This is a genomic window from Bradyrhizobium sp. BR14999, from assembly GCF_056106085.1.
The window spans coordinates 1,212,607-1,236,783 of sequence record NZ_CM148536.1 but is presented as its reverse complement, the minus strand read 5'-3'; the positions used below and the strand labels follow the sequence as shown (position 1 = coordinate 1,236,783).

The following is a 24,177-nucleotide window of genomic DNA, read 5'->3' as shown; positions in this document are numbered from 1 at the left end:
GGTCCACAACCAGCGGTTTTCGCATAAGCTGCTTCCTTCCCTGCGCGAGATTCAGTTAAGCTCGCGCCAGGGACCGGAGCGACTGTGCAGAGGGCGCAACGCAACTCGCTGAGGCTGTTGCAGTGGATGATGGCGGCATCCCTGGCGCTGCCGATTGCGCTATTCGTCATTGCGGCCACGATCTCCTACACATCGACGAATGACATTGCCGACCGCGAGATCGAGCGCACCCTCGACGTCGCGCATGAGCATGCGCTGAAGGTGTTCGAGACCATCGATCGCAGCCTTGCCGAGCTCAACGAGGTCGTGCGCAGCCTTTCCGACGATACCATCCGCGCGCGCGAGCCGGCTTTGCACCGTCGCCTGAAGCGGCTGACCGATTCGCTGCCGCAGCTCAAATCGGCCTGGATCTTCGATGCGGACGGAAAAGCGCTGGTCAACAGCCTCGCCTCGCCGCCACCGGCGCTGAGCTTTACGGACCGCGATTACTTCTATTCCCACATCGACCAGAGCATCGGCACGTTCATCGGCATGCCGCTGACGCCACGCCCGCCCTATCAGGGCGCGCGCTTCTTCAGCGTCAGTCGCCGCCGCGATTCCGACGACGGCAACTTCATCGGTGTGATCCAGGCCTCCGTCCTGCCGGAATATTTCGAAAGCTTCTATGCCAGGATCGGCTCCGATCCCGGCAGCTTCTTCGCAATGGGGCGTGCCGACGGCGCCGTGCTCGCGCATTTCCCACGGCTCAACCACGACCTGCGGCTCGACCCGGGCGGCCCGGTTGGCCAGCAGATTGCCGGCCAGCCCGAGCGTGGCCTGATGACCATCGCCTGGCCATCGGACGGGATCGAGCGCCGCATTGGCTACCGGCGCGTTGCCGAATATCCGATCTATGTCAGCGCCGGGCTCGAAACCTCGGCGATCCGGGCACGCTGGTTCGCCACCATGGGCCAGCATCTGGTGTTCGGCATTCCCGCCACCGCGCTGCTGTTCCTGCTGCTCGCCTTCGCATTCCGCCGCACCCAGCATCTTCAGGCCGAGGCCGCAGCGCGGCGCGAAGCCGAGGACGCGCTCAAGCACAGCCAGCGCCTGGAGGCGCTCGGGCAGCTCACCGGCGGCGTCGCGCACGACTTCAACAATCTGCTGACGGTGATCCGCGCCTCGGTCGACCTGCTGAATCGCCCGCAACTGACGGAGGAGCGGCGGCAGCGCTACATCACGGCCATCGCGGACGCAGTCGCACGCGCCGCCAAGCTGACCTCGCAGCTGCTCGCCTTTGCGCGGCGCCAGACCCTGAAGCCAGAGGTGTTCGACGTCGGCCAGCGCATGCAGTCGCTGCACGACATGCTGGCAACGCTGCTCGGGCCCGCCATCGAGATCGTCACACGGCTGCCGGCCGAGCCCTGTCTCGTCAATGCCGATGCCGGCCAGTTCGAGACCGCACTGATCAACATGGCGACCAACGCGCGCGATGCCATGCAGGGCAAGGGCAGGATCATCTTCGAGGTCGAGGCCGCGACGACCATTCCGGACACGCCGGCCCCGGTCTCCGGCAACCATGGCTTCGTCCGCGTCACCGTCAGCGACACCGGGATCGGCATTCCTGCGGCGCGACTCGGGCGCATCTTCGAGCCGTTCTTCACCACCAAGCAAGTCGGCCACGGCACCGGTCTCGGTCTGTCCCAGGTGTTCGGCTTCGCTCGGCAATCCGGCGGCGAGGTGACGGTCGCGAGCGAGGTGGGGCAAGGCAGCACCTTCTCGCTCTATCTGCCGCGCGTGCCGCCGGACCTGCGGTCGCAGCGGCTGGCGCCGAACACGGCGCCGGCGGTGGCCGGCAGTGGCATGTCGGTGCTGGTGGTCGAGGACAACATCGAGCTCGCCAATTTTGCCGCCGACGGCCTCACCGAGCTCGGCTACAGCATCACGCTGGTCGACAATGCGACCGATGCACTTGCTGAGCTCATCGTGGACGCCAATCGTTTCGACGTCGTGTTCTCGGACGTGGTGATGCCCGGGATGACCGGGCTCGATCTGGCGCAGGCGGTCCGCGACCGCGGCATCGGCGTGCCGGTGGTGCTGACCACGGGCTACAGCCAGGCCCTGTCGCAGGATGGCGCTGCCGGCTTCGATCTCGTGCAGAAGCCCTATTCGATCGAAGAGCTGTCGCGCATTCTGCACCGGGCCGCACGGCTGCGGCGTGTGCGGGATGGCGCCGCCGAATGATTCGGCTGGGAACCGAAGGGAACCGGTTGATTTCCTTCGCGTTGTCCGCCCATGCACAAGCCCGCGGTGAAGCGCGAACAGGGCGAGAAGCCGCCCATTGGAGAGATCAAAGGCGAGAACGGCGATGAAGTGGCACCGCCGCCGCCTCCCGAGCTGCTCGAACCCGACCCCGAACTATCACCCGAGGAAGCCGAACAGGTCCGCAAAGATTATCTGCTGACGCGCTTCTGGATCAGCGCGCGCGACTTCTGGGGCCGTAACGGCGACCGCCTGGCCTGGCCGCTCTCGATCGGCCTCGGCGTGCTGATCATCCTGACCGTCGGCTTCCAGTACGGCATCAACGTCTGGAATCGCGCCATCTTCGACGCCATCGAGCAGCGCGATGCGACGAGTGTCTTCCATCTCAGCGCAATGTTCTTCCCACTTGCGATCGGCAGCATCGCGCTCGGCGTCGCGCAGGTGTTCGCGCGCATGAGCATTCAGCGGCGCTGGCGCGCTTGGCTCACGGCAAGCGTGCTGACACGCTGGCTCGCCAACGGCCGCTATTATCAGCTCAACCTCGTCGGCGGCGACCACAATAATCCCGAATACCGCATCGCCGAGGACTTACGCATTGCGACCGACTCGCCGGTCGATTTCCTCGCCGGCGTGACGTCGGCGCTGCTATCGGCCGTGACCTTCATCATCGTGCTCTGGACCATCGGCGGCGCGCTCACCGTCACGCTCGGCGGCTCAAGCATCACCATTCCCGGATTCCTGGTGATCGCCGCGATCCTCTACGCCGCGATCGCGTCCAGCTCGATCGTGGTGATCGGCCGCCGCTTCGTGCAGATCTCCGAAGACAAGAACCAGGCCGAAGCCGATTTCCGCTACACGCTGACGCGCGTGCGCGAGCACGGCGAGAGCATCGCGCTGCTCGGCGGCGAAGAGGAGGAACGCGATGGCATCGACCGCAATTTCACCAGCGTACTTCGGCAATGGGCGCGCCTGGCCGGACAACACATGCGCACGACGCTTGTCTCGCAGGGCTCCAGCCTCGTTGCGCCCGTGGTCCCTCTCCTGCTCTGTGCGCCAAAATTCCTCGACGGCAGCATGACGCTGGGACAGGTGATGCAGGCGGCCTCCGCCTTCACCATCGTGCAGAGCGCGTTCGGCTGGCTGGTCGACAATTATCCGCGGCTTGCCGACTGGAACGCCTGCGCGCGCCGCATCGCCTCGTTGATGATGTCGCTCGACGGCCTCGAGCGCGCCGAGCAGGGCGATGGCCTTGGCCGCATCCAGCGCGGCGAGACCAGCAATGACGCCATGCTGGAGTTGAAAGACCTTTCCGTCACGCTCGACGACGGCACCGCGGTGGTCGGCGAGACCGAAGTGGTGATCGAACCGGGCGAGCGGCTTCTGGTCGCGGGCGAATCCGGCACCGGCAAGAGCACGCTGGTGCGCGCCATCGCCGGCCTCTGGCCGTGGGGCGGCGGCAGCGTCAATTTCCATCCCGACCGGCGGCTGTTCATGCTGCCGCAGCGGCCCTACGTGCCCTCGGGATCGCTGCGCCGCGCGGTCGCCTATCCCGGCGCCGCCGACGACTGGACGATCGAGGAGATCGGCCAGGTCCTGCGCAAGGTCGGTCTCGCTCACCTCAAGGAGAAGATTGAGGAGGAGGCGCCGTGGGACCAGACGCTATCAGGCGGCGAGAAGCAGCGCCTCGCCTTTGCGCGGCTGTTGCTGCACAGCCCCGACATCGTCGTGCTCGACGAGGCCACATCCGCGCTCGACGAGAAGAGCCAGGACAAGATGATGAAGATGGTCACCGACGAGCTGCCGAAGGCGACCATCGTCAGCGTCGCGCATCGCGCCGAGCTCGAGGCCTTCCACAGCCGCAAGATCGTGCTGGAGCGCCGCAAGAGCGGCGCCAAGCTCGTCAGCGACGTCGACCTGATCCCGCGCAAAGGCAAGCGCAAGCTGCTCGGCCGCATCCTGCGCCAGCGCATGGCCTCGCCGAAGAAGGCGGCGTGAGGGCCGTAGCCCGGATGGAGCGCAGCGCAATCCGGGACAGGTCCCCCAGACGCGAGAATCCTGGATTACGCTACGCTCCATCCAGGCTACAACCCGCCGTTGGAGTCCTCATCAAAACCGGCTATGCATGCGCCGCCTGCAACGAGGACCTTCTGGCTTGACCGACAACGCCCCTTCGTCCGCGCCGTTCGGCGCGTTTGCGCCGAATGCGGCGCAGGCCGCGCTCATTCGCCTCGCCCGACAGTCTGGGCTGAAGCGCGGCGCATTCCGGCCCTGGATGTCGCGACTGGTCAACCTGCTGCGCGGCGGTCCGGTCGACGTGCAGTATCAGGGCGCCTCGTTCCGCTTCTATCACCAGGGCAGTGCGACCGAGCGCGGTGCACTGTTCAATCCCGACTACAATCTCGACGAGCTCGATTTCCTGCGTCAGCACACCCCGGCGGGCGGCACGTTCGTCGACGTCGGCGCCAATGTCGGCACGTTTGCGCTGGTGATGGCGCGGCAGGTCGGCACCAAAGGCAAGGTCGTTGCGATCGAACCGCATCCGACGACATTTGCGCGACTCGCGTTCAATCACGCCGCATCGAAAGCGACGCAGGTGCGCCTGGTGCAGGCCGCGGCAGGCGACAGCGACGGCGAGCTGATGATCGAAAGCGGCGGCGGCAATCTCGGTGCTACCCACGTCGTCACCGGCGCCGTGAGCGCCGAGGCCATCAAGGTCCCGTCACTGCGGCTGACGCGCATTCTCGACGAAGCCGGCGTCACGCAAGTCGATTCGCTCAAGATCGACGTCGAGGGTTTTGAGGACCGCGTGCTGATCGGCTTCTTCCGCGACGCGCCGAAATCGCTGTGGCCGCGCGCGGTCGTCATCGAGCACCTGTCACAAAACGAATGGCAGCAGGATTGTATTGCCGACATGCTTGCGCGCGGCTTTGCCATCGCGCGCAAGACGCGGAGCAATACGTTCCTGTCGCGCTGACAGGGAGGAACAGCGGAGGTTGCGATGATTGATCACATGGGTTTCTCCGTCTCCGACTATGAGCGCGCCAAGGCGTTCTACGCCAAGGCGCTGGCGCCGCTCGGCTACAGCCTGATCATGGAAGTGACGGCAGAGCAGACCGGGCACGCCGCGGCCGCAGGCTTTGGCGCCGACGGCAAGCCCGATTTCTGGATCGGCGGCGAAGGCGCGATGAATAAGCCGGTGCACGTCGCCATTCACGCCAAGGACCGCGCCACGGTGGACGCATTCTACAAGGCGGCGATCGCGGCGGGCGGACGCGACAACGGCCCGCCCGGCATCCGCCCGCATTATCATGCGAACTACTACGGAGCGTTCGTGCTCGATCCCGACGGGCACAACATCGAGGCGGTCTGTCACGCACCGGAATAAGCCGCGTTCCACACCACGCGAAAAGGGAACATCGGCACGGCATCATCGTTATCGTCCTCTGGACAATTGATTCACGAAGGTGCCGATGCCGATCGAGCCGCCAGAGATTCCGCCGACAACACCGGGGACTCCGACCGAGCCGCCTCCTGGAATTCCACCGGGCAATCCGCAACCCGACATCACGCCGCCGATGCACGAGCCTGGCGAAACACCGCGGCCGGATGAATTGCCGCCGCACGTTCCCGAAGAGATTCCACGACGCGGACCGAACGGACCGCTCACGCCCAATCCTGCGACGGACGCACCTTCGCCGCGGGATCACACATGAGGCGAGCGATCATATGTGGGGCGATTGCAACCTGCGTCTGAATGCGCAATGAACGTCGTCATAGTGAGGTGATTTGCGTGCAGAAATAAATCGGGCCGCGACTGCTTGGCCCGCCACATTCCGGCCTAACGCGTAGCTGTTCATCCCAACACTTCGTCAAAGAACCTTCCCGGGGAAGTTCACCACCATGACCAACCTTCGTTTCGTGCTGCTTGCAACGACGGCTCTGACCGCGATGCAATTCGCAAGCTCCGCATCGCATGCGCAAAGTGCGCCGCCGCTCGTCGTCGCACAGGCCCAGCCACAAGAGACGGGCCCTGACGGAAAACCGAAGCAGCCGCCGAAGGGACCGCCTGCGGCCGCGCCGCCCGCGCGCCCGGCCACACCGCCGCCTGCGGCTGCACCGCCCCATCCGCCCGCCGCGCCTCCGCCGGCGGCCGCACCGCCGCGCCCGGCAACGCCGCCACCGCCGTCGCCTCCACCTGCGGCCCGTCCGGCTCCGCCGCCACCACCCCCGCCGCCTGCCGCACCGAAGCAGCCTGCACCGCCGCCGGCCGCGGCGCCGCAGCAGCATGCGCCGACACCGCCTCCTCCGGCACCGCCTGCAGCGCGTCCGTCTCCCACGCCGCCACCACCCCCGCCGCCTGCCGCGAAGCAGCCTTCGCCGCCGCCGGCCGCGGCTCCGCAGCAGCACGCGCCCACGCCACCGCCGCCTGCGGCTCGCCCGACTCCGACGCCGCCGCCACCTGCAGCGGGTCCCGCGGGACGGCCTGCGCCCACGGCGACGCCCCCTGCACCGGCAGCAGCGCCCACGGCTCGCCCGGGCGCACCTGCCCCGGCGACCACACCGACACCGACTCCCGCGCCGACTGCGACCCCGGCGCCCGGCGGCACGCCCGCGGCTCCGCCGCCGGGCCGCCCAGGCGCGCCGCCGCCCGGCGGACGTCCCGGCACGCCTCCGGCTGCAGGATCACCGTCGCCGGCTCCAACGGCCACGCCGGCACCAGGTGGCGGCACGCCGACGCCGCCGCCCGGACGTCCCGGTGCGGCACCGACGCCTGCTCCCGGCGCAACCCCGGGCGCGACGCCGACCCCTGGCCCTCAGGGTGGGACGCCGCCTGCGGGCGCGCCCGCTGCCGGAACTCCGGCTGCGCCGCCCCAGGCCGGCGGCCTCCCGCCTCGGCCTCCGGCTCCAGCCGGCGCAGCAGCACCGACCGTCGTGCCCGGCACGCCGGCCGCAGCGCCGCCGCCGAACCGGGCGCAGTACGCTCCACCCACGGTTGCGCCGGCCTTCCGGGCCGCGCCGACGGTCGCAGCACCCTTGCCGCCACCGCCGCGTCCGCCGCAGCGTGACCTGACGCCGCTCGCGGTTGGTGCAGGCGTGGTGGCCGGCGCGGTGATCGGCGCCACCATCGCCGACCTCCACAACCAGCGGCGCGAGGTCATCGAAGGTGGCCGCACGGTCTACACCGAGCCGGACCGCATCATCATCCGCGATCCGGGTGGGCAGGCCTATGTCCGCGGCAACGATCTCTATCGCTTCCGCTACGGCGCCCGCGACATCCGCACCGACACTGTCGGCGGCGAGACCCGCACTGTCGTGGTCCGTCCCGACGGCAGCGAGGTGATCACTGTGGTCGGTGCAGACGGTTCGCTGCTGCGGCGAATCCGCAGGGACCCCGGCGGGCGCGAGATCGTCATCATCGACAACAGCTACCGCGATCCGCGCGCGGTCGGCGGCTTCTATGTCGACGTGCCGCCGCCGGTCGTGAACATTCCCTATGATCGCTACATCGTCGATGCCGAGGAGGCGTCGCCGGACGTGATCTACGCGACCATGCAGGCACCGCCGGTGCAGCGGATCGAACGGCGTTACTCGCTCGACGAGATCCGCTACAGCCCCAATGTTCGCATGCAGATGCCGAGCATCGACGTCAACACGATCAACTTCGAGACGGGATCGTGGACCATCCCGCCGGACCAGGCGGCCCGGCTGCAGGTGATCGCCGACGGCCTCAACCAGGCGATCCAGCGCAACCCGCGCGAGGTGTTCCTGATCGAGGGACACACCGACGCGGTCGGCAACGACGTCGACAATCTGTCGCTGTCGGACCGCCGTGCGCAGTCTGCGGCCGAATTGCTGACGCAGCAGTTCAACGTACCCGCGGAGAACCTGACGTCGCAGGGTTACGGCGAGCAGTACCTGAAGGAGCAGACGCAGGGGCCGAGCCTGATCAACCGGCGCGTCACCATCCGCCGCATCACGCCGCTGCTCAATGGCGGCCAGGCCTCGCTGCCGCCGCCCCCGCCCGGCACCGCGCCGCCGCGCTGAGACGGGACCACAAAGCAAATGGCCGGGAGCGATCCCGGCCATTTTTGTTTCTGTCATTGCGAGGAGCTCTTGCGACGAAGCAATCCAGAATGCCGCCGCGGATGAAGTCTGGATTGCTTCGCGGAGCCTGTCATCGGGCCGCGCTTCGCGCGGACCCGTTGGCTCGCAATGACGAATGAAGCAACCGCCTCCCGGGATAGATCGAAGCCTGGATGGAGCGCAGCGTAATCCGGGGTTCTCGACGAGCGGCAAGATTCCTGGATTTCGCTGCACTCCATCCAGGCTACGAGAATCTCAGCCCTTGTCGCTCTCGAGCCGGAAGATCTGCGAGCCTTCGCTGCCCGAGAGCAGGCCGGTGTCGCTGTAGAGCTTCAGCTTGGTGCGCGTGTCGGCGATGTCGAGATTGCGCATGGTGAGCTGGCCGATGCGGTCGGCTGGCGTGAAGGCGGCGTCCTCGACCTTTTCCATGCTGAGCCGCTCCGGCGCATAGGTGAGGTTGGGGCTTTCCGTGTTGAGGATCGAATAGTCGTTGCCGCGTCGCAGCTCCAGCGTGACCTCGCCGGTGACGGCGCGCGCGACCCAGCGCTGCGCGGTCTCGCGTAGCATCAGGGCCTGCGAGTCGAACCAGCGGCCCTGATACAGCAAACGGCCGAGGCGCATGCCGCTGATGCGGTACTGCTCGATGGTGTCCTCGTTGTGGATGCCGGTGACGAGGCGCTCATAGGCGATGTGCAGCAGCGCCATGCCGGGCGCCTCATAGATGCCGCGGCTCTTCGCTTCGATGATGCGGTTCTCGATCTGATCGCTCATGCCGAGGCCGTGGCGCCCGCCGATCGCATTGGCTTCGAGGAACAGCGCAACGGGATCAGAGAAGGTCTGGCCATTGAGCGCAACCGGCTGGCCTTCCTCGAAACGCACCACGACTTTCTCGGCCTTGACGGCACAGTCGTCGCGCCAGAACGGCACGCCCATGATCGGGTTGACGATCTTGATGCCGCTGTCGAGGCTCTCGAGATCCTTGGCTTCGTGCGTGGCGCCGAGCAGATTGCTGTCGGTCGAATACGCCTTCTCGGCGCTCATCTTGTAGGCGAAGCCTTGAGCCGTCATGAACGCCGACATCTCGGCGCGGCCGCCGAGCTCGTCGATGAACTGCTGGTCGAGCCAGGGCTTGTAGATCTTCAGACCGGGATTGGTGAGCAGGCCGTAGCGGTAGAAGCGCTCGATGTCGTTGCCCTTGAAGGTCGAGCCGTCGCCCCAGATGTTGACGCCGTCTTCCTTCATCGCCGCGACCAGCATCGTGCCGGTGACGGCGCGGCCGAGCGGGGTGGTGTTGAAATAGGTGATGCCGCCGGTGGAGATGTGGAAGGCGCCCGACTGGATCGCGGCGATGCCTTCGTGGACGAGCTGCGTGCGGCAATCGACGAGCCGGGCCTTCTCGGCACCGAATTCCTGCGCCTTGCGCGGGATCTCGTTGTAGTCGGCCTCATCCGGCTGGCCGAGGTTGGCGGTGTAGGCGTAGCAGCGCGCGCCCTTCTGCTTCATCCAGAGCAGCGCCGCGCTGGTGTCGAGCCCGCCCGAAAAAGCGATGCCGACTTTCTCTCCCTTGGGCAGGCTTTTCAGGATCGTGGTCATGGCGCTTCCAATCGGGTCACAAGGGGCTGATGTCAGGGCGAACTCGACCGCGCGAATATCAAATTTCGCACGCCTCGGCACCCATTTAATGGCTCAAATCATGACTCAAATCGACGGCTCGGGACCCGTCTTGCGGCCGAACAGGCGCTGGCGGAGCTGGTAGGCGGGCCAGTTCAGCCGGGTCAGCGCGGCGTCGACCGCCTCGTCCGAAAACCGCGTCCGCGGCCAGCGGTAAATCAGCGCGTAGGCAAACCAGATCACCACGAAACTGACGAGCCCGGCAATCGCCACATCGGTGAAGAAATGTCCGCCGAAGGCCATACGCAGCCCGCTGGTCACAACGCCGAAGATAACCGCTCCGGCATAGGCGAGCGGCCGCCAAGCCGGCGGGGCTAGCGCGGCCGGCGCCAGGGTCCAGAATGCGGTCGCGCCCTCGCCCGAGAAGAACGAGCAGTTGCGCACGCAGCCGCCGCGCGGATCCCACCACGGCACGAACTGCTGGTCGCCGGCAAATTGCGTCACCACCACCGGACGCGGACGTCCCCAATAAGTCTTGAAGGTCAGGTTGGTCAGAATGCCGGCCGACATGGTCAGCGTCACCAGCAGGAAAATGATCGCGCGCCCCGACACCATCAGCGGCCGGTCGGGCCGGACCATTTTGACCACGAGCGCGACGAGTGACGGCAATGCGAAGGCCCAGGCGACCCACATCGCCGCGTCACGCGCGAAGCTGGCCCAGCCGTTCAGCTTGAGCGGGAAGGTCTTGGTCTGGGGATCAAAGAACAGCGAGGCGAGCTTGAGATCGAGCTCGGGATAGAGGCCGAAGACGAGGCCGATCACGAGCCACAGCGCCAGGGCGATGAAGAGTCCAGTCCGGTTCATGGCGCGCGGTTTAGCGGAGTGGGGCGAGGATGAAAACCCCGGAGTCGGGGCCGCAAGCGAGCACGATTTTGTCCGAGCGCTATGCCTCCACGGTGTCGTCCCGGCGAAGGCCGGGACCCATAACCACAGGGAGAAGTTTGGCGAAGACTCGTCGCCCGGTACCGCTACCGAGCCTCCATGGATGGACCTCGCGGTATGGGTCCCGGCCTACGCCCTAGGGCATGCACATATCTGGTGCGGCGGATTGACTCGGATCGGCCTGGGAGGATTCCAGAATCAGAGTTCTGTGTGATTCGTATTGCGGCACTCCATGATTTGGACGGGGTGCCGCGATGTTGTCACGGATTGACTGGACGCTGGGCCGGTTCGGGGATCGTCGTCTCGATAAAGGGGGGCGGCGTTCGTCGAACGCATGGTTGTGGGCAAAACTGTCTGCCTTCGGCAGCTCTCCAGGGGGAACCGCGCGCTGGAAGTGCGGTTCAACCGCTTTCTTGGCCATGACAAGGTGACGGTGGAGCGGATCATCGAAAGCTGGAGCGAAAGCACGGTCGCTGCGGTAGAGGGCCGCCACGTGCTGGCCATCCAGGACACCAGCGAGATCCACTTCAACACCACACCGCAACGCCGGCGCGGGCTCGGAGAAATCGGCAAAGGCAATAACCACGGCGTGCTGCTGCATCCGCTGCTGGCTGTGGATGCCGATGACGGCAACTGTCTTGGACTTTTGAGCGGGCAGATATGGACGCGCACAGGTCGCCGCACGACCTCGCACGACGATCGGGAGTTATCGGACAAGGAATCGCAGCGCTGGATATCCACTGCCATGGCGGCCAAGCCGCTCCTCACCAAGGCCACAGCGGTGACGGTGCTGGGTGACCGCGAGAGCGATATTTTTGCCCTTTATGCCAGCTCGGCCGAGCAACACTTCCACGTCATCGCGCGCAGCATGCATGATCGCAAGCTTGCCGACCGCAGCGGCTTGTATGAGGTCAGCGATGCCATGGCCGCGGTGGATCGGCGTGCGATCCAATTGCCTGCGCGCGCCGCGCGGCCCGCCCGCCTGGCTCACCTCGAACTTCGCTTTGGCGCAATCGAGCTCGCCCGCCCACAGAGTAAGTTCCTGCGCCATCTGCCGGAAAGCTTGCCATTGGCGGTGGTCGATGTGCGCGAGATCAATGCCGAAACCGGGGTAGAGCCGCTGCACTGGCGGCTTCTCACCTCTCACGAGGTTACCGGCATCGAGGACGCCTGGCGCATCGTCCAATGGTACAAGCAACGCTGGATCATCGAGCAGTTCTTCCGCATCCTGAAGACACAAGGCTTCAAGCTCGAAGACAGCCAGATCGGAACCGCCGATCGCCTTCTCAAGCTGGTCGCGATTGCCGCTAAGGCGGCCGTCATCACAATCCAACTTCTGCAGGCCCGCAATGGCAGTCGCCAACCCATTCTCGCTGCCTTCGACAACGGCCAAATTAACGTGCTCACCGCCCTCAACCGTCAACTCGAAGCCGGGAGCAAGCGATTAAAGAACCCACATCCGCCCGATAGCCTCGCTTGGGCCGCCTGGATCATTGGTCGCCTCGGCGGCTGGGACGGCTACCCATCGTCCAAGCCGCCGGGCCCGATCACCTTCAAGAACGGCCTCGAATACTTCCACGCCGTCGCAGCAGGATGGAGCCTCAGAGATATGTGCATGCCCTAGGGCCTACGCCGGGACGACACCGAGTGTGCGGCGCTTTCCGTCGCGTCTCAGCAGGGCAACCCATTCGCTACCGCGCACCAGGCCTTGAATTCGACGGCAGCGGCGGGGGCGGCCGGCGCGGGGGCGGCGGATCGCGCCAGGCGCCGGCGTTGCGGCCGGCGATCAACCAGTAGACCACGCCGGCGACGATGCCGGCGCCGGTCATGATCTCCAGATGCCGCCGCACGATGCCCTCGAACTGCAACGTGTCGGCATGAAAGGGAACGAGGCCGAGATAGCAGGCGAGTCCGACGAGGCCGCCGCCGACGGCGTAAGCGAGCGCGCTGCGGATGTAGAGCGCTTCGGTGATCGCGACGATCACCGCCGCCGGCACCAAGGCAAAGCCCGAGACGAAGATGAAGCCGAAGCCGAGCAGGATGTCGATCGTGCCCTGATCGACGGGACCGGCGCCGAGATCGGCGAATTCCGGAAATAGCAGCGCGACGACGACGATCATGCCGCCAACGAAACAGGCGGCGAGGAAGCCGATGAAGATGACGACGAGGCGGCCGATCAGGGACATGCGCGGAAAGCCATCGTGACCGTCATTGCGAGCGAAGCGAAGCAATCCAGAGATGCGTCCGCGGAGACAGTCTGGATTGCTTCGTCGCTACGCTCCTCGCAATGACGAGGATGCGAGAGCGCGAGCATGATCCGCTAGTCCGTCATCGCCATGGCGCGCAGTGCCTGGCGCTCGCGCGCCGAGAGCTTTTCCGTCTCCGACTTGAGCTGGCCGCAGGCGGCGAGAATGTCGCGGCCGCGCGGGGTGCGCACCGGCGAGGAATAGCCGGCATTGAAGATGTATTCGGAGAATTTTTCGATCTGATCCCAATCCGAGCACTCATAGGCCGTGCCGGGCCAAGGATTGAACGGGATCAGATTGATCTTGGCCGGAATGCCCTTGAGCAGCTTCACCAGCAGCTTCGCGTCATCGAGTGAATCGTTGACGCCTTTGAGCATCACATATTCGAAGGTGATGCGGCGCGCGTTCGAGGCACCGGGATAATCGCGGCAGGCCTGCAGCAGCTCCTTGATCGGATATTTGCGGTTGAGCGGCACGAGCTCGTTGCGCAGCTCGTCGCGCACCGCGTGCAGCGAGATCGCCAGCATGACGCCGATCTCCTCGCCGGCGCGCACGATGTTCGGCACCACGCCCGAGGTCGACAGCGTGATGCGGCGGCGGGAGATGCCGATGCCTTCATTGTCGCCGACGATCAGCAGCGCATCGCGCACCGCGTCGAAATTGTAGAGCGGCTCGCCCATGCCCATCATCACGATGTTGGTGACGCGGCGCGTGCCGTCCTCGCGATCGGCCCAATCATTCAGGCGATCCCGCGCGACCATCACCTGTCCCACGATCTCGCCGGCGGTGAGGTTGCGCACGAGGCGCTGCGTGCCGGTGTGGCAGAAGGCGCAGTTCAGGGTGCAGCCGACCTGCGAGGAGACGCAGAGCGTGCCGCGATCGGTCTCTGGGATGTAAACGCACTCGACCTCGTGCGCCTTCTCGACATTGTCGCCGCTCGGCAGCCGCAGCAGCCATTTGCGGGTGCCGTCATTGGAGATCTGTTCGGCCACGACCTCGGGGCGGTCGACGGTGAAATGCTGCGCGAGCTCGGCGCGAATGCCTTTCGAGATCGAGGTCATCTCGTCAAAGCTCTGGGCGCCGCGAAAATAGAGCCAGTGCCACAGCTGCTGCACGCGCATCTTGCGCTGTGCCGGCGCGACGCCGATCTCGCCGAGGCGATCGGCAAGCTCGGTGCGCGACAGGCCGATCAGCGACGGTTTTGCCGGCGGCACATAGGTTTCGAGCGGAGTCTTCTCCACCAATGTTGCGTTGTGCGGCTCGGTCATCGGTTGCCTGAGATTGCTGCTGTCTCGTCATGGCCGGGCTTGTCCCGGGCATCCACGTTCTTTCCCGCCCGGAGCCAGCGCGTGGATGGCCGGGACAAGCCCGGCCATGGCGGCAGCACCTTTGGGATAACCCCTATATAGCAACCGGAACAGCCGATTGCGACCTTATCGCCCGCAGCCTTTACGCCGCCGGCTTACCGCCTGCAGTCCTGGGCGATCTTATCGAGCGCCTGGGCGAGGCCCTTCAGCGAAAACGTGTCGGTCGTCTCGGTGCCCTTGGCCGAGACGCCCTTGACCACGAGATCGGCGGATTTGCGCATGGCTTCGACCATCCGCTCCTCCTCGGCCGCGTTCTTGATCCAGAGGCCGTCGCCCTGCGTATACATGGCGAAAGCAGCGCCGCCGACCTCGACCGTCGATTCCGAGCCCGGTTTCAGCGCATAGCCGATCATGACCGAGACTTCGTTATTGACCTTCTCCGCCGGCCGGGTCGACACGAACGCATAGGCGGGATCGCGCGGCCGGTTCGGCGGATTGGTCTTCGACGACGAGGGCTTGGCCAGCGCGAAGCAGACCTTCTTGCCGTTGGGCGTCGCCGAATAGGCGCCCCAGGTGCCGAACTGGCCGATCAGGGTCGGCTCCGCGCCGCCCGCAACCGCCGCGGTCGGGGCGGCCGGTTTGCTCTCGGGCTTTGCAGCCGTCTTTGCGTGGGTGTTGGCGGTCGTACTGGCCGCCGGCGCGGCCGGCTTCGGTGTCGCCTTCGGCGCCGGTTGCGCCGTCTGCGCCCGCGCAAGATCGGCGATCCCGCACGTCATCATGCCGATCATCAAAACGAAAGATAGCACCCGCCACATGCTGGAGTGGTTCCCTCAATATTGTGACTGGAAGATGGCCCGGCCGCGTTTTGTCCCCGGGCAGGGATAACCGGGAAAGTCCAATTTGGGAAGGCAGTTAGCGGGTTTGTCAGCACTAGGCCCTGGATCGCGCGGCGCGCTGCGCAGCCCATTGCGCCTCGCTCCAGCCGAGCAGAGCCTCGGCGCCGGAACTGCGCAAATGCGCGCCGCCGTCGATCACCACCATCTCGCCATTGATATAGCCGGCACGGTCCGAGACCAGGAAGCTGGCGAGATCGGCAAGTTCGCCGTGCTCGCCGGTGCGGCCGAGGGGGTTGCGCGCGGTCCAGCCTTCGTCGGGGCCCTCGGGGCGGAGCTGCCCCGATGCGCCGGCGGTCGGGAACGGTCCGGGCGCGATGGCGACGGTGCGGATGCCCTTCGGGCCCCATTCCACGGCGAGACTTTTGGTCATCGCCAGCACCGCCGACTTCGCCATCGCCGACGGCACGGTGAAGGCGCGGCCGGTGATGGTGGAGGTCGAGAGGATCGAGAGCACGACGCCGCCATGCTTGCTCTCGATCCAGCGCCTGCCGGCGGCGAGCGTGCAATACATCGCGCCGTGCAGCGTGGGCGCGAGGATCGCGTCCGCCGCGCGGAAGGAGAGATGCTCGCTCTGCGCGATGAAGGTCGCGGCGGCGTTGTTGACGAGGATATCGAGCGGCGCCTCGCGCCAGATGGTGTCCATCATATTGTCGACGGCGGCACCCTCGCGGATATCGCAGGCGATGGTCGTAACCTTGCCGCCGGTCTGTGCGCGCATCTCACTCGCCGTCGCCTCGAGCCGATCGAGCTTGCGACCGCAAATCACGAGCTCGGCGCCGAGCGCGAGGAAGCGACGGCCCATCGCAGCGCCGAGGCCCGAGCCGCCGCCGGTGACGAGGATGCGCTTGTTCTTGAGCAGGCTTGTTTCAAACATCGTTTGAATCCTCTTTCCTTCTCGCTCCGTCATTGCGAGCGCCGCGAAACAATCCAGACTATTTCCGCCGCACGGACTCTGGATTGCTTCGCTGCGCTCGCAATGACGTGAGGATAGGCCGGCGCGTCGCTTTGGCAAAGAATCCGGATTGTCGCCCGCGCCCAAATCCGGCAAAACCGGGCCAATTATAATTCCACTCGAAACGCCCCAGGTGCCGCCATGAAAGCCATCCTCTGCTCGCAATATTGCCAGCCCGACGATCTCGTTCTGGCTGACGTGCCGGATCCGGTGGCAGGGCCCGGCGAAGCCGTGATCGCGATCAAGGCGGCGGCGCTGAACTTCTTCGATATCCTGATGATCCAGGGCAAGTATCAGATCAAGCCGCCGTTCCCGTTCTCGCCGGCCGCCGAGGTCGCCGGCGTGATCGAGAGCATCGGCGCTGGCGTCACTGACCTGAAGGTTGGCGATCGCGTCGTCGCCTCCTGCGGCCACAACGGCGCACGCGAGAAGATCGCACTGCCGGCGGCATCGATCGTGAAGATCCCCGACAATCTCGACTATGATCGCGCGGCCGGCATCATCATCATCTACGGCACTGCGCTGCATGCGCTGGAGGATCGCGCGAGCCCGAAGCCGGGCGAGACGCTCGCGGTGCTGGGCGCAGCCGGCGGCACCGGCCTTGCTGCCTGCGAGCTCGGCAAGCTGATGGGCCTGAAGGTGATCGCCTGCGCTTCGTCGGACGAGAAGCTCGAATTCGCCAGGGCGCACGGCGCAGAGCTGACGCTCAACTACGCCAAGGAAGATTTGAAGGAAGGCTTGCGCAAGCTCACCGATGGCAAAGGCGTCGACATCATCTTCGATCCCGTGGGCGGCGCCTATGCCGAGCAGGCGCTGCGCTCGATCGCCTGGGAAGGCCGCTTCCTCGTGATCGGCTTTGCCGCCGGCGACATTCCGAAGATGCCGCTGAACCTCGCACTGCTGAAGGGTTGCGACATCCGCGGCGTGTTCTGGGGCGCCTGGACCCGGCTCAACCCGGCCAAGAACCGTGCCAATCTGGAGAAGCTCGTGAAGTGGACGGCGGAAGGCAAGATCTCATCGCATGTCGACCGTACCTTCCCGCTGGCCCAGACCGCGGACGCGTTGAAGGTGCTCGCAGGGCGTCAGGCGATGGGGAAGGTGATTCTGCATCCGTGATGACCGTGTCATCACGAGGCTGTTTCAACACACTCAACCGTCCTCGCCCGGCTTGAGCCGGGCGATCCAGCACTCCGAGACGATTGCGATTGATCGACAGGCCGCAGCGTACTGGATGCAACGGTCACGCTTGGGCATGACAGCTGAGTTGATGGCACTCCGCTCGCACACCGCCACTTGGTAAGGTCTCCTCAACCACCGCTGGCAAAATTGCGGTGCATTCCGCAACCTCGCCCGAATCAAACCCAAATTTTTCCCGATTCGCCCCAATCGCCGTCGCTTTTTGGACTGATTCAAACTGCGATTTACCGGTTCCAGTTTGCTGGGCGCTCCTGGACAACAACAAAAAAACTGAAACCGGTATGCCCCGCGTCGTGTCAGTCTTGGGGAGCATCACCATGGAGACGACGGCCTTTCGTCCGTCCAGGGAATCGAGGGCATTCGATTCCGATCAAGCCGCATCACATCCGTCCACCGCGTCCTACATCCGTGCGCGCGCCGCACGGCTCGATCTGTCACCGGACGATCCAATACCACTGTTCCTGTCCGATCCGCTCGGTGCCCCGGACCCGGACGAATATACCCCGCTGGAATTGCGTCCCCGGGTCAGAATTGTCCCGCGTGTTCTTGCGGGCGTTCTGGCAACGGCTCTCGTGACATCCACCCTGGCAATTCTGGCTGCGCTGTTTCAGTCCGATCTTCGCGGCATCTTCGATGCCGGTGGCTCAGTGGGTGTCGCGCTGGAGCAGGTGGTGGCCTCGGCCAACGCGCTGGCCGTACCCCAGAGCCCGCGCAACGATCCGGCGCACGTGACCGACGCAAGGCTGGCGAGCGCTGACGCGCAGGATCTCCCTGCACCGTCAACGCCGAGCCGCGAAGCGATCGCGACCGCCTATCAGACCGCGCTGCAAGCCCAGACGCCTGTGCCTCAGCCCGCGCCGGTGGCGCCGCCGCCTGCGCCTCCTCTGCCCGCCAAGACGCTCGACGCCGACACGCTGGCCGGGCTGATGACGCGCGCGAAGAGCCTGTTGGGGGTTGGCGACATTTCTGCAGCCCGCCTGCTGCTCGAACGCGCGGCCAATGCACAGGATGCCACGGCGGCGTTCCTGCTGGCGCAAACCTATGACCCGGCCGTGCTGGGCACCAGCGACGCGCGGCGCATCGCCGCCGACGCGACCGCCGCGCGCGAGTGGTACCAGAAGGCCGCGGCACTCGGATCGACGGAGGCGCGGCAGCGCCTTGTCCAGCTTCAGAACTAGTAATTTAATTTTTAGAGGACATCATGCGTAACGCTTTGGGAATGGCGCTTGCCGCCATCATGACGATCTGTGCCTTTGCGGCACGCGCCGACCAGACTGAGTACGATCCGGCCAAGGTCTCGGACGGCCTGAAGGCCATCTTCCAGTTCGGCTCGACCTCGACCAAGCAGGCGTTGAACGCCAACACGGTCACGCTGATCACCGGCACGATCGGCGGCACCTATGTGCAATTCGGCGCCGACCTCGCTTCCGTGCTCGACGACGGCAACAAGATCCGCGTGCTGCCGATCGTCGGCCGCGGCTCGGTGCAGAGCGTCGCCGACATCCTGTTCCTGCAAGGTGTCGATCTCGGCATCGTGCGCGCCGACACGCTCGACTATCTCGAGCGCAAGGGTTTTGCCAAGGACATCAAGAAGCAGTTCACCTACGTCACGAAGCTCTACAATGAGGAGATGCAGGTAATCGCGCCGAGATCGGTCGCGACGCTCAAAGACCTCGAAGGCAAGACGGTGAGCGTGGACCTGCCGAACGGCGGTACCTTCGTCACGGCGCTCACCGTGTTCGAGCGGCTCGGGATCAAGGCGAAATTCGTCTATGTCGAGCAGCGCATCGCGATGGAGAAGCTGAAGGCCGGCGAGATCGACGCCGTCATCGTGGTCGGCGGCAAGCCGTACAAGTCGGTCTCGACCTTCGGCAATGACGGCCGCTTCCATCTCGCGAAGGTCGACTATGCAAAGCCGCTCCAGAGCGACTATCTGCCGGCAACGCTGACCGCCAAGGACTATCCGAACCTGATCAAGGAGGGCGACAGCGTGGACACCATTGCAGTTCCTGCGGTGCTTGCAGCGTATAATTGGGCGCCCAACACCGAGCGCTATCGCAAGCTTGCGTTGTTCGTGGACGCGTTCTTCACGAAATTTCCGACGCTGCAGAACCCGCCCTTCCATCCCAAGTGGAAGGAGGTCTCGCTCGCGGCGCCGCTGTCGGGCTGGAACAGATTGCCGGTGGCGCAGCAATGGCTCGACAAGCACGGCGTCGAACCGGTGACGCGCCAGCGCTTCGAAGCGTTTCTGAAGCAGAGTCCGGCGGCCGCGCAGGTATCCGATGCGGACAAGGAAGCGCTGTTCAAGCAATTCCAGGCATGGGACGCGGCGAACGCGCGGGCGCAGGCGGGGGTCGAGAAGAAGTAAAGGACGCGTCTCGTCTCCGCACATTCGCTGTCATCGCCCGGCTTGACCGGGCGATCCAGTACTCCGAAACAGCAGTGATTGAACCTAAAGGCCGCGGCGTACTGGATTCCCCGCCTGCCGCCTTCGCTAAAGCTTCGGCGCCCCTGGACCTCAACCCCGGCGAAGCCTTGGCGTAGCCGGGTCGCGGGGAATGACAGCGGAATGCATGGCGAAAGCTATTGCGCCACCTCTACTTCCGCCTCCGCCTCATCACCCCCGCGCCTCAGTGCGGCACGGGCGGCGTCGCGGTGCTCGTTCGTGATGTGGCCGGCGACCATGCGGATGGCGGTGGCGAGCACGGCGGCGTCATCGGCGAAACCGAGGATCGGCATCACATCAGCGACGAAGTCAAACGGCAGAATGAAATAGGCGATCGCCCCGAGCAGCGAGGCCTGAACATGGCGCGGCGTCTGCCGATCGAACGCGCAGTAATAGGCGGCAAGCAGGTCTTCGGCGAACGGCAGTTGCGCGGCGACGCGCTTCAGCTTGCGCCAGAAGCGGCGGCGAACGCCCTCCCGGTCTTGCGCGAGCCGATCGGCGGGCTCGAAGCCGACGCTGTGTTCGGCAGCCATGCTCGAAAACTCCCCGTTCAGGCGGAGCGGCGGATCGCCACATCACCTGCTGATCACAAGATGGGGATGAGGCTGCGGCCTGCAAGACGTCAGCCAAGTGTCAGCTAGCTGTCAGCCGGCGATGGCATTCATCGCCTTGGCCAGCTCGATATCGCGCGCGGTGACGCCGCCGGCGTCATGGGTCGACAGCACCACCTCCACCGTCTTGTAGACGTTGCGCCATTCGGGATGGTGATCCATCTTCTCGGCGACCAGCGCCGCGCGGGTCATGAAGCCGAAGGCCTGGTTGAAATCCTTGAAGACAAAGGTCTTCCCGATGGCGTCGCGGCCGGAAATCTCGCCCCAGCCCGTTATTCCGCCGAGCGCCTGCTTGCGCGCCTCCGTCGATAGCCGCTCTGCCATGATCGCCTCCGTCATTCAGGGGAACTTTACCCTAACACCGTGCCGGCGGCCCGGTTCATGGGAGATTTCGTCGATCCGCTAACCATGACGGAGATGTAACCCCTCCGGACAAGAAATTTGCTACAATTGCCGGCGTAAATCGCCGGCCAAGATGAAACTGAGCCTGAAGCGCCTGTTTGGGAGATCGATGACCGGGGGATTGAACCTGGCCGAAACGCCCTCTCCGCCTTCGCCGCGATCCGCGGCGCGGAAGACCGCGCTCGTGTCTCTGGCGCTCGTGCTTGCGATCGTCGGTGCGCTCGCAGGCGGCTATTACTTCGCGATGCGGCCGGTGACGCTGAAGATCGCGGTTGGTCCCGCCAACAGCGATGACGTCAAGGTCGTGCAGGCGCTGACCCAGGCTTTCACGCAGAACAAGAGCCAGGTGCGGCTACGCCCGATCCAGACCGACGGCGCCACCGCCAGCGCCAATGCCCTCGCGGAAGGCAAGGTCGATCTTGCCATCGTGCGCGGCGACCTCGATGTGCCGAAGAACGCACAGGCGGTCGCGACGCTGCGCAAGAACGTCGTGGTGCTGTGGTCCGTCCCGGGCAAGGGCAAGAAGAAGGGCGCGAAGATCACCAAGATCGCACAGCTCGCCGGCCATCGCATCGGCGTCATCGGCCGCACCCAGGCCAATGTCAACCTGCTCAAGGTGATCCTCCAGCAATATGGCGTCGATCCCGCCAAGGTCGAGATCGTGCAATTCCCGGCCAACGAGGTTGCCGAGGCGATCAAGGCGCAGAAGGCCGACATCTATCTCGCGGCCGGTCCCGTCAACAGCAAGATCACGGGGGACGCGATCGCGGCATCGGTCAGGGAGGGCGGCACGCCGACCTTCCTCGCCATCGATTCCGCCGACGCGATCGCGCAGAACCATCCGGTCTACGAATCCTCGGAGATTCCCGCAGGCACTTACGGCGGCTCACCCGATCGTCCGGACGAAGAGGTCAAGACGATCAGCTTCGCGCACCACATCGTGGCGCGCAAAGGTGTGTCAGAAACCACCATCGCGGCGTTCACGCGCCAGCTCTTCGCCGTGCGCCAGCAACTGGTGGCGGAATTCCCGCTGGCAGCGAAGATCGAGACGCCCGACACCGACAAGGATGCGGTGATCCCCGTGCATCCCGGCGCCGCCGCCTTCGTCGACGGCGAGGAAAAAACCTTTCTCGACAAATACAGCGATTACATCTGGTGGAGCCTGATGGCGCTCTCCGCCATGGGCTCGATCGGCGCCTGGTTTGCGGGCTATCTGAAGAAGGACGAGCGCGACAACAACAGCCATCTGCGCGACCGCCTGCTCGACATGATCGCCGCCGCACGCAAGAGCGAGACCACCGAAGAGCTCGATCAGATGCAAACCGAGGCCGACGAGATTTTGCGCGACACGCTGCGCTGCTTCGATCACGGCGCGATCGAGGAGGCTGCGCTCACCGCGTTCAACATCGCACTCGACCAGTTCCACGCCGCCGTTGCCGACCGCAAGGCGGTGCTGTTCAGCCTGCCGCAGAACCTGCAACGCGCGGGCGCGCAGTTCAGAGCCGCCGGCAACGCGTAGCGCCTGCGCGTTATTGCTGCGTCACATTGTCTCAATATACGTTCACCGTCGTTCCGGGGCGCGCAACGCGTGAGCCCGGAATCCATCGCGCCGCATCCGCGACGGGAAATGGATTCGCGCCTGATGGCACGCTCCGGAATGACGAGCCTTCCCGCGACCCCAGCTTCGAAATCATCTCCCCATGAACATCAAATTCTCCCGCCGCCGTTTCCTCACGACCAGCGCCGGCGCGCTTGGCGCGGTCGCGATGCCTTACCTGTCGCGCGCGGCCGACCGACCTGCGGTCACCCACGGCGTGCAATCGGGCGACGTCACCGTCGACGGCGGCGTGGTCTGGGCGCGCACCGACCGACCGGCGCAGATGCTGGTCGAGGTGGCGACGACGGAGTCGTTCAGGGATGCCCGCACGCTGCCGCCGATCGCGGCGCTGCCCGAGAGCGACTTCACCGCAAAAATGCTGATCGAGAACCTGCCGGGCGGACAGGACATCTTTTATCGCGTCCGCTTCCGCGATCTCTCGCACAGCGCGGTCGAGGGCGAGCCGGTGACCGGCCGCTTCCGCACCGCGCCCGCCGACCGCCGCGACGTCAGTTTCGTCTGGGGTGGCGATGTCGCCGGCCAAGGCTGGGGCATCAACCCCGAAGACGGCGGCATGTTCACTTTCGGCGCGATGCGCAAGCACCGTCCGGATTTCTTCCTGCACTCGGGCGATACGATCTACGCCGACAGTCCGATCCAATCCGAGGTGAAGCTCACCGACGGCAAGATCTGGAAGAACGTCACTATCCCCGAAAAGACCAAGGTCGCGGAAACGCTGGACGAGCTCCGCGCCGCGCACAAATACAATCTGACCGACGACAATCTCCGCGCCTTCAATGCCGAGGTACCGATCTTCGTGCAGTGGGATGACCACGAGGTGACCAACAACTGGTCGCTCTCGAAGGAGCTACCGGCGACCTACAAGGAGCGCAACATCGCGCTGCTCGCGGCCCGCGCGGGTCGCGCCTTCCACGAGATGTATCCGATGCGCGAGAGCATCAATGAGCCGGGCCGGGTCTATCGCCAGATCGCTTACGGCCCGCATCTCGACGTGTTCGTGCTCGACGAGCGCAGTTATCGCGGCCCGAACGGCGCCAATCTCGAGACCACTTACGGACCGGCCAGCTACTTCCTCGGACCCGACCAGATCGCCTGGCTCAAGCGCAGTCTTTTGAATTCGCGTGCGACCTGGAAGGTGATCGCCTCCGACATGCCGCTCAGCCTGATCGTATCGGACACACCAAAGGGTGGCTCGGAGGCAATCGCGCAAGGCGACGGTCCGGTGCGCGGCCGCGAGCTCGAGATCGCCGACATCCTGCGCTTCATCAAGATGGCGCCGATCAGCAACACGGTGTGGCTGACCGCGGACGTGCACTACGCCGCCGCGCATTATTACGATCCGAACAAGGCGCAATTCCAGGATTTCGAGCCGTTCTGGGAATTCGTCTCGGGTCCGCTGCACGCGGGCACGTTCGGTCCGAACGCGCTCGACAACACCTTTGGGCCGGAGGTGCGCTTCGTCAAGGCACCGGGCAAGGACAACCAGAATCTGCCGCCGTCAGCCGGCATGCAGTTCTTCGGTCACGTCAAGATCGACGGCGCTTCCGGCCAGATGACGGTGACACTGCGCGACCGCGCCGACGTCGCGCTGTGGTCGATCACGCTCGACCCGAAGTTGGCCTGA

Annotated in this window: 20 protein-coding genes; 12 read left to right on the top strand and 8 right to left on the bottom strand. The window is 65.4% G+C overall.

The window, feature by feature from the left end:
- The first annotated feature begins 84 nt into the window (after positions 1–84).
- The 6 genes from ACR9YP_RS05805 (at position 85) to ACR9YP_RS05780 (ending at position 8,286) form a co-directional block, all read left to right on the top strand.
- On the top strand, positions 85–2,223 hold the full coding sequence (locus tag ACR9YP_RS05805) for a hybrid sensor histidine kinase/response regulator (RefSeq protein WP_474219184.1): 2,139 nt from the start codon (positions 85–87) through the stop codon (positions 2,221–2,223).
- 51 nt (positions 2,224–2,274) lie between these two features.
- On the top strand, positions 2,275–4,236 hold the full coding sequence (locus ACR9YP_RS05800) for an ABC transporter ATP-binding protein/permease (RefSeq protein WP_474219183.1): 1,962 nt from the start codon (positions 2,275–2,277) through the stop codon (positions 4,234–4,236).
- Between the two features lie 157 nt (positions 4,237–4,393).
- The gene (locus ACR9YP_RS05795; RefSeq protein ID WP_474219182.1) at positions 4,394–5,215 is read left to right on the top strand and encodes an FkbM family methyltransferase; all 822 of its coding nucleotides are present in this window, start codon (positions 4,394–4,396) and stop codon (positions 5,213–5,215) included.
- A gap of 24 nt (positions 5,216–5,239) precedes the next feature.
- On the top strand, positions 5,240–5,626 hold the full coding sequence (locus tag ACR9YP_RS05790; RefSeq protein ID WP_249759020.1) for a VOC family protein: 387 nt from the start codon (positions 5,240–5,242) through the stop codon (positions 5,624–5,626).
- 85 nt (positions 5,627–5,711) lie between these two features.
- Positions 5,712–5,954, top strand: a complete 243-nt coding sequence (locus tag ACR9YP_RS05785) for a hypothetical protein (RefSeq protein WP_128930597.1) — start codon at positions 5,712–5,714, stop codon at positions 5,952–5,954.
- Between the two features lie 187 nt (positions 5,955–6,141).
- Entirely contained in the window at positions 6,142–8,286 is a 2,145-nt protein-coding gene (locus ACR9YP_RS05780) for an OmpA family protein (protein ID WP_474219181.1), read from the top strand.
- 294 nt (positions 8,287–8,580) lie between these two features.
- On the opposite strand, the gene argG is transcribed toward ACR9YP_RS05780, so the two are convergent.
- Together argG and ACR9YP_RS05770 are read right to left on the bottom strand one after the other, a co-directional pair.
- Positions 8,581–9,918: an argininosuccinate synthase gene (gene argG / locus ACR9YP_RS05775; protein WP_091882904.1), complete on the bottom strand. Its 1,338-nt coding sequence runs from the start codon at positions 9,916–9,918 to the stop codon at positions 8,581–8,583.
- A 105-nt stretch (positions 9,919–10,023) separates the two neighbouring features.
- Entirely contained in the window at positions 10,024–10,800 is a 777-nt protein-coding gene (locus ACR9YP_RS05770) for a phosphatase PAP2 family protein (protein WP_438103629.1), read from the bottom strand.
- Between the two features lie 412 nt (positions 10,801–11,212).
- Here ACR9YP_RS05770 and ACR9YP_RS05765 point away from each other — a divergent pair, with 412 nt between their 5' ends.
- Entirely contained in the window at positions 11,213–12,502 is a 1,290-nt protein-coding gene (locus ACR9YP_RS05765; RefSeq protein WP_438103448.1) for an IS4 family transposase, read from the top strand.
- Between the two features lie 67 nt (positions 12,503–12,569).
- Here ACR9YP_RS05765 and ACR9YP_RS05760 read toward each other — a convergent pair whose 3' ends face one another.
- From ACR9YP_RS05760 to ACR9YP_RS05745, 4 genes are all read right to left on the bottom strand, one after another.
- Positions 12,570–13,064 carry a hypothetical protein gene (locus ACR9YP_RS05760; RefSeq protein WP_370991114.1) on the bottom strand — a complete coding sequence of 165 codons (495 nt, stop codon included), beginning with the start codon at positions 13,062–13,064 and terminating at the stop codon, positions 12,570–12,572.
- Between the two features lie 134 nt (positions 13,065–13,198).
- Positions 13,199–14,392: a dual-specificity RNA methyltransferase RlmN gene (gene rlmN / locus ACR9YP_RS05755; protein WP_128944628.1), complete on the bottom strand. Its 1,194-nt coding sequence runs from the start codon at positions 14,390–14,392 to the stop codon at positions 13,199–13,201.
- 194 nt (positions 14,393–14,586) lie between these two features.
- Positions 14,587–15,246: an invasion associated locus B family protein gene (locus tag ACR9YP_RS05750; RefSeq protein ID WP_128944627.1), complete on the bottom strand. Its 660-nt coding sequence runs from the start codon at positions 15,244–15,246 to the stop codon at positions 14,587–14,589.
- Positions 15,247–15,361: 115 nt separating this feature from the next.
- Positions 15,362–16,201 carry an SDR family oxidoreductase gene (locus ACR9YP_RS05745; protein WP_474219179.1) on the bottom strand — a complete coding sequence of 280 codons (840 nt, stop codon included), beginning with the start codon at positions 16,199–16,201 and terminating at the stop codon, positions 15,362–15,364.
- A 219-nt stretch (positions 16,202–16,420) separates the two neighbouring features.
- Here ACR9YP_RS05745 and ACR9YP_RS05740 point away from each other — a divergent pair, with 219 nt between their 5' ends.
- The 3 genes from ACR9YP_RS05740 (at position 16,421) to ACR9YP_RS05730 (ending at position 19,844) form a co-directional block, all read left to right on the top strand.
- A complete protein-coding gene (locus tag ACR9YP_RS05740; RefSeq protein ID WP_091882886.1) occupies positions 16,421–17,395 on the top strand; it encodes an NADPH:quinone oxidoreductase family protein in 975 nt (324 codons plus the stop codon).
- Positions 17,396–17,793: 398 nt separating this feature from the next.
- Positions 17,794–18,654 (top strand): hypothetical protein, encoded by an 861-nt coding sequence (locus tag ACR9YP_RS05735; RefSeq protein WP_438103631.1) that lies wholly within the window; start codon positions 17,794–17,796, stop codon positions 18,652–18,654.
- Between the two features lie 23 nt (positions 18,655–18,677).
- Entirely contained in the window at positions 18,678–19,844 is a 1,167-nt protein-coding gene (locus tag ACR9YP_RS05730; protein WP_438103632.1) for a TAXI family TRAP transporter solute-binding subunit, read from the top strand.
- Positions 19,845–20,059: 215 nt separating this feature from the next.
- On the opposite strand, the gene ACR9YP_RS05725 is transcribed toward ACR9YP_RS05730, so the two are convergent.
- Together ACR9YP_RS05725 and ACR9YP_RS05720 are read right to left on the bottom strand one after the other, a co-directional pair.
- Positions 20,060–20,455, bottom strand: a complete 396-nt coding sequence (locus ACR9YP_RS05725) for a YkvA family protein (RefSeq protein WP_438103633.1) — start codon at positions 20,453–20,455, stop codon at positions 20,060–20,062.
- A gap of 111 nt (positions 20,456–20,566) precedes the next feature.
- Complete coding sequence (locus tag ACR9YP_RS05720; protein ID WP_438103634.1) at positions 20,567–20,857, bottom strand: 4a-hydroxytetrahydrobiopterin dehydratase; 291 nt, start codon at positions 20,855–20,857, stop codon at positions 20,567–20,569.
- A 151-nt stretch (positions 20,858–21,008) separates the two neighbouring features.
- On the opposite strand from ACR9YP_RS05720, the gene ACR9YP_RS05715 reads away from it, so the two are divergent.
- Both ACR9YP_RS05715 and ACR9YP_RS05710 read left to right on the top strand, forming a co-directional pair.
- Positions 21,009–22,454 carry a TAXI family TRAP transporter solute-binding subunit gene (locus ACR9YP_RS05715; RefSeq protein WP_439359329.1) on the top strand — a complete coding sequence of 482 codons (1,446 nt, stop codon included), beginning with the start codon at positions 21,009–21,011 and terminating at the stop codon, positions 22,452–22,454.
- 181 nt (positions 22,455–22,635) lie between these two features.
- A complete protein-coding gene (locus tag ACR9YP_RS05710; protein ID WP_474219178.1) occupies positions 22,636–24,177 on the top strand; it encodes an alkaline phosphatase D family protein in 1,542 nt (513 codons plus the stop codon).

Bases quoted from the DNA above. Each gene is read 5' to 3' on its own strand.
- ACR9YP_RS05800 (WP_474219183.1), top strand. From the start codon at position 2,275: ATGCACAAGCCCGCGGTGAAGCGCGAACAGGGCGAGAAGCCGCCCATT.
- ACR9YP_RS05790 (WP_249759020.1), top strand. From the start codon at position 5,240: ATGATTGATCACATGGGTTTCTCCGTCTCCGACTATGAGCGCGCCAAG.
- ACR9YP_RS05785 (WP_128930597.1), top strand. From the start codon at position 5,712: ATGCCGATCGAGCCGCCAGAGATTCCGCCGACAACACCGGGGACTCCG.
- ACR9YP_RS05780 (WP_474219181.1), top strand. From the start codon at position 6,142: ATGACCAACCTTCGTTTCGTGCTGCTTGCAACGACGGCTCTGACCGCG.
- argG (WP_091882904.1), bottom strand. From the start codon at position 9,918: ATGACCACGATCCTGAAAAGCCTGCCCAAGGGAGAGAAAGTCGGCATC.
- ACR9YP_RS05770 (WP_438103629.1), bottom strand. From the start codon at position 10,800: ATGAACCGGACTGGACTCTTCATCGCCCTGGCGCTGTGGCTCGTGATC.
- ACR9YP_RS05765 (WP_438103448.1), top strand. From the start codon at position 11,213: ATGGTTGTGGGCAAAACTGTCTGCCTTCGGCAGCTCTCCAGGGGGAAC.
- ACR9YP_RS05760 (WP_370991114.1), bottom strand. From the start codon at position 13,064: ATGTCCCTGATCGGCCGCCTCGTCGTCATCTTCATCGGCTTCCTCGCC.
- rlmN (WP_128944628.1), bottom strand. From the start codon at position 14,392: ATGACCGAGCCGCACAACGCAACATTGGTGGAGAAGACTCCGCTCGAA.
- ACR9YP_RS05750 (WP_128944627.1), bottom strand. From the start codon at position 15,246: ATGTGGCGGGTGCTATCTTTCGTTTTGATGATCGGCATGATGACGTGC.
- ACR9YP_RS05745 (WP_474219179.1), bottom strand. From the start codon at position 16,201: ATGTTTGAAACAAGCCTGCTCAAGAACAAGCGCATCCTCGTCACCGGC.
- ACR9YP_RS05740 (WP_091882886.1), top strand. From the start codon at position 16,421: ATGAAAGCCATCCTCTGCTCGCAATATTGCCAGCCCGACGATCTCGTT.
- ACR9YP_RS05735 (WP_438103631.1), top strand. From the start codon at position 17,794: ATGGAGACGACGGCCTTTCGTCCGTCCAGGGAATCGAGGGCATTCGAT.
- ACR9YP_RS05730 (WP_438103632.1), top strand. From the start codon at position 18,678: ATGCGTAACGCTTTGGGAATGGCGCTTGCCGCCATCATGACGATCTGT.
- ACR9YP_RS05725 (WP_438103633.1), bottom strand. From the start codon at position 20,455: ATGGCTGCCGAACACAGCGTCGGCTTCGAGCCCGCCGATCGGCTCGCG.
- ACR9YP_RS05720 (WP_438103634.1), bottom strand. From the start codon at position 20,857: ATGGCAGAGCGGCTATCGACGGAGGCGCGCAAGCAGGCGCTCGGCGGA.
- ACR9YP_RS05715 (WP_439359329.1), top strand. From the start codon at position 21,009: ATGAAACTGAGCCTGAAGCGCCTGTTTGGGAGATCGATGACCGGGGGA.
- ACR9YP_RS05710 (WP_474219178.1), top strand. From the start codon at position 22,636: ATGAACATCAAATTCTCCCGCCGCCGTTTCCTCACGACCAGCGCCGGC.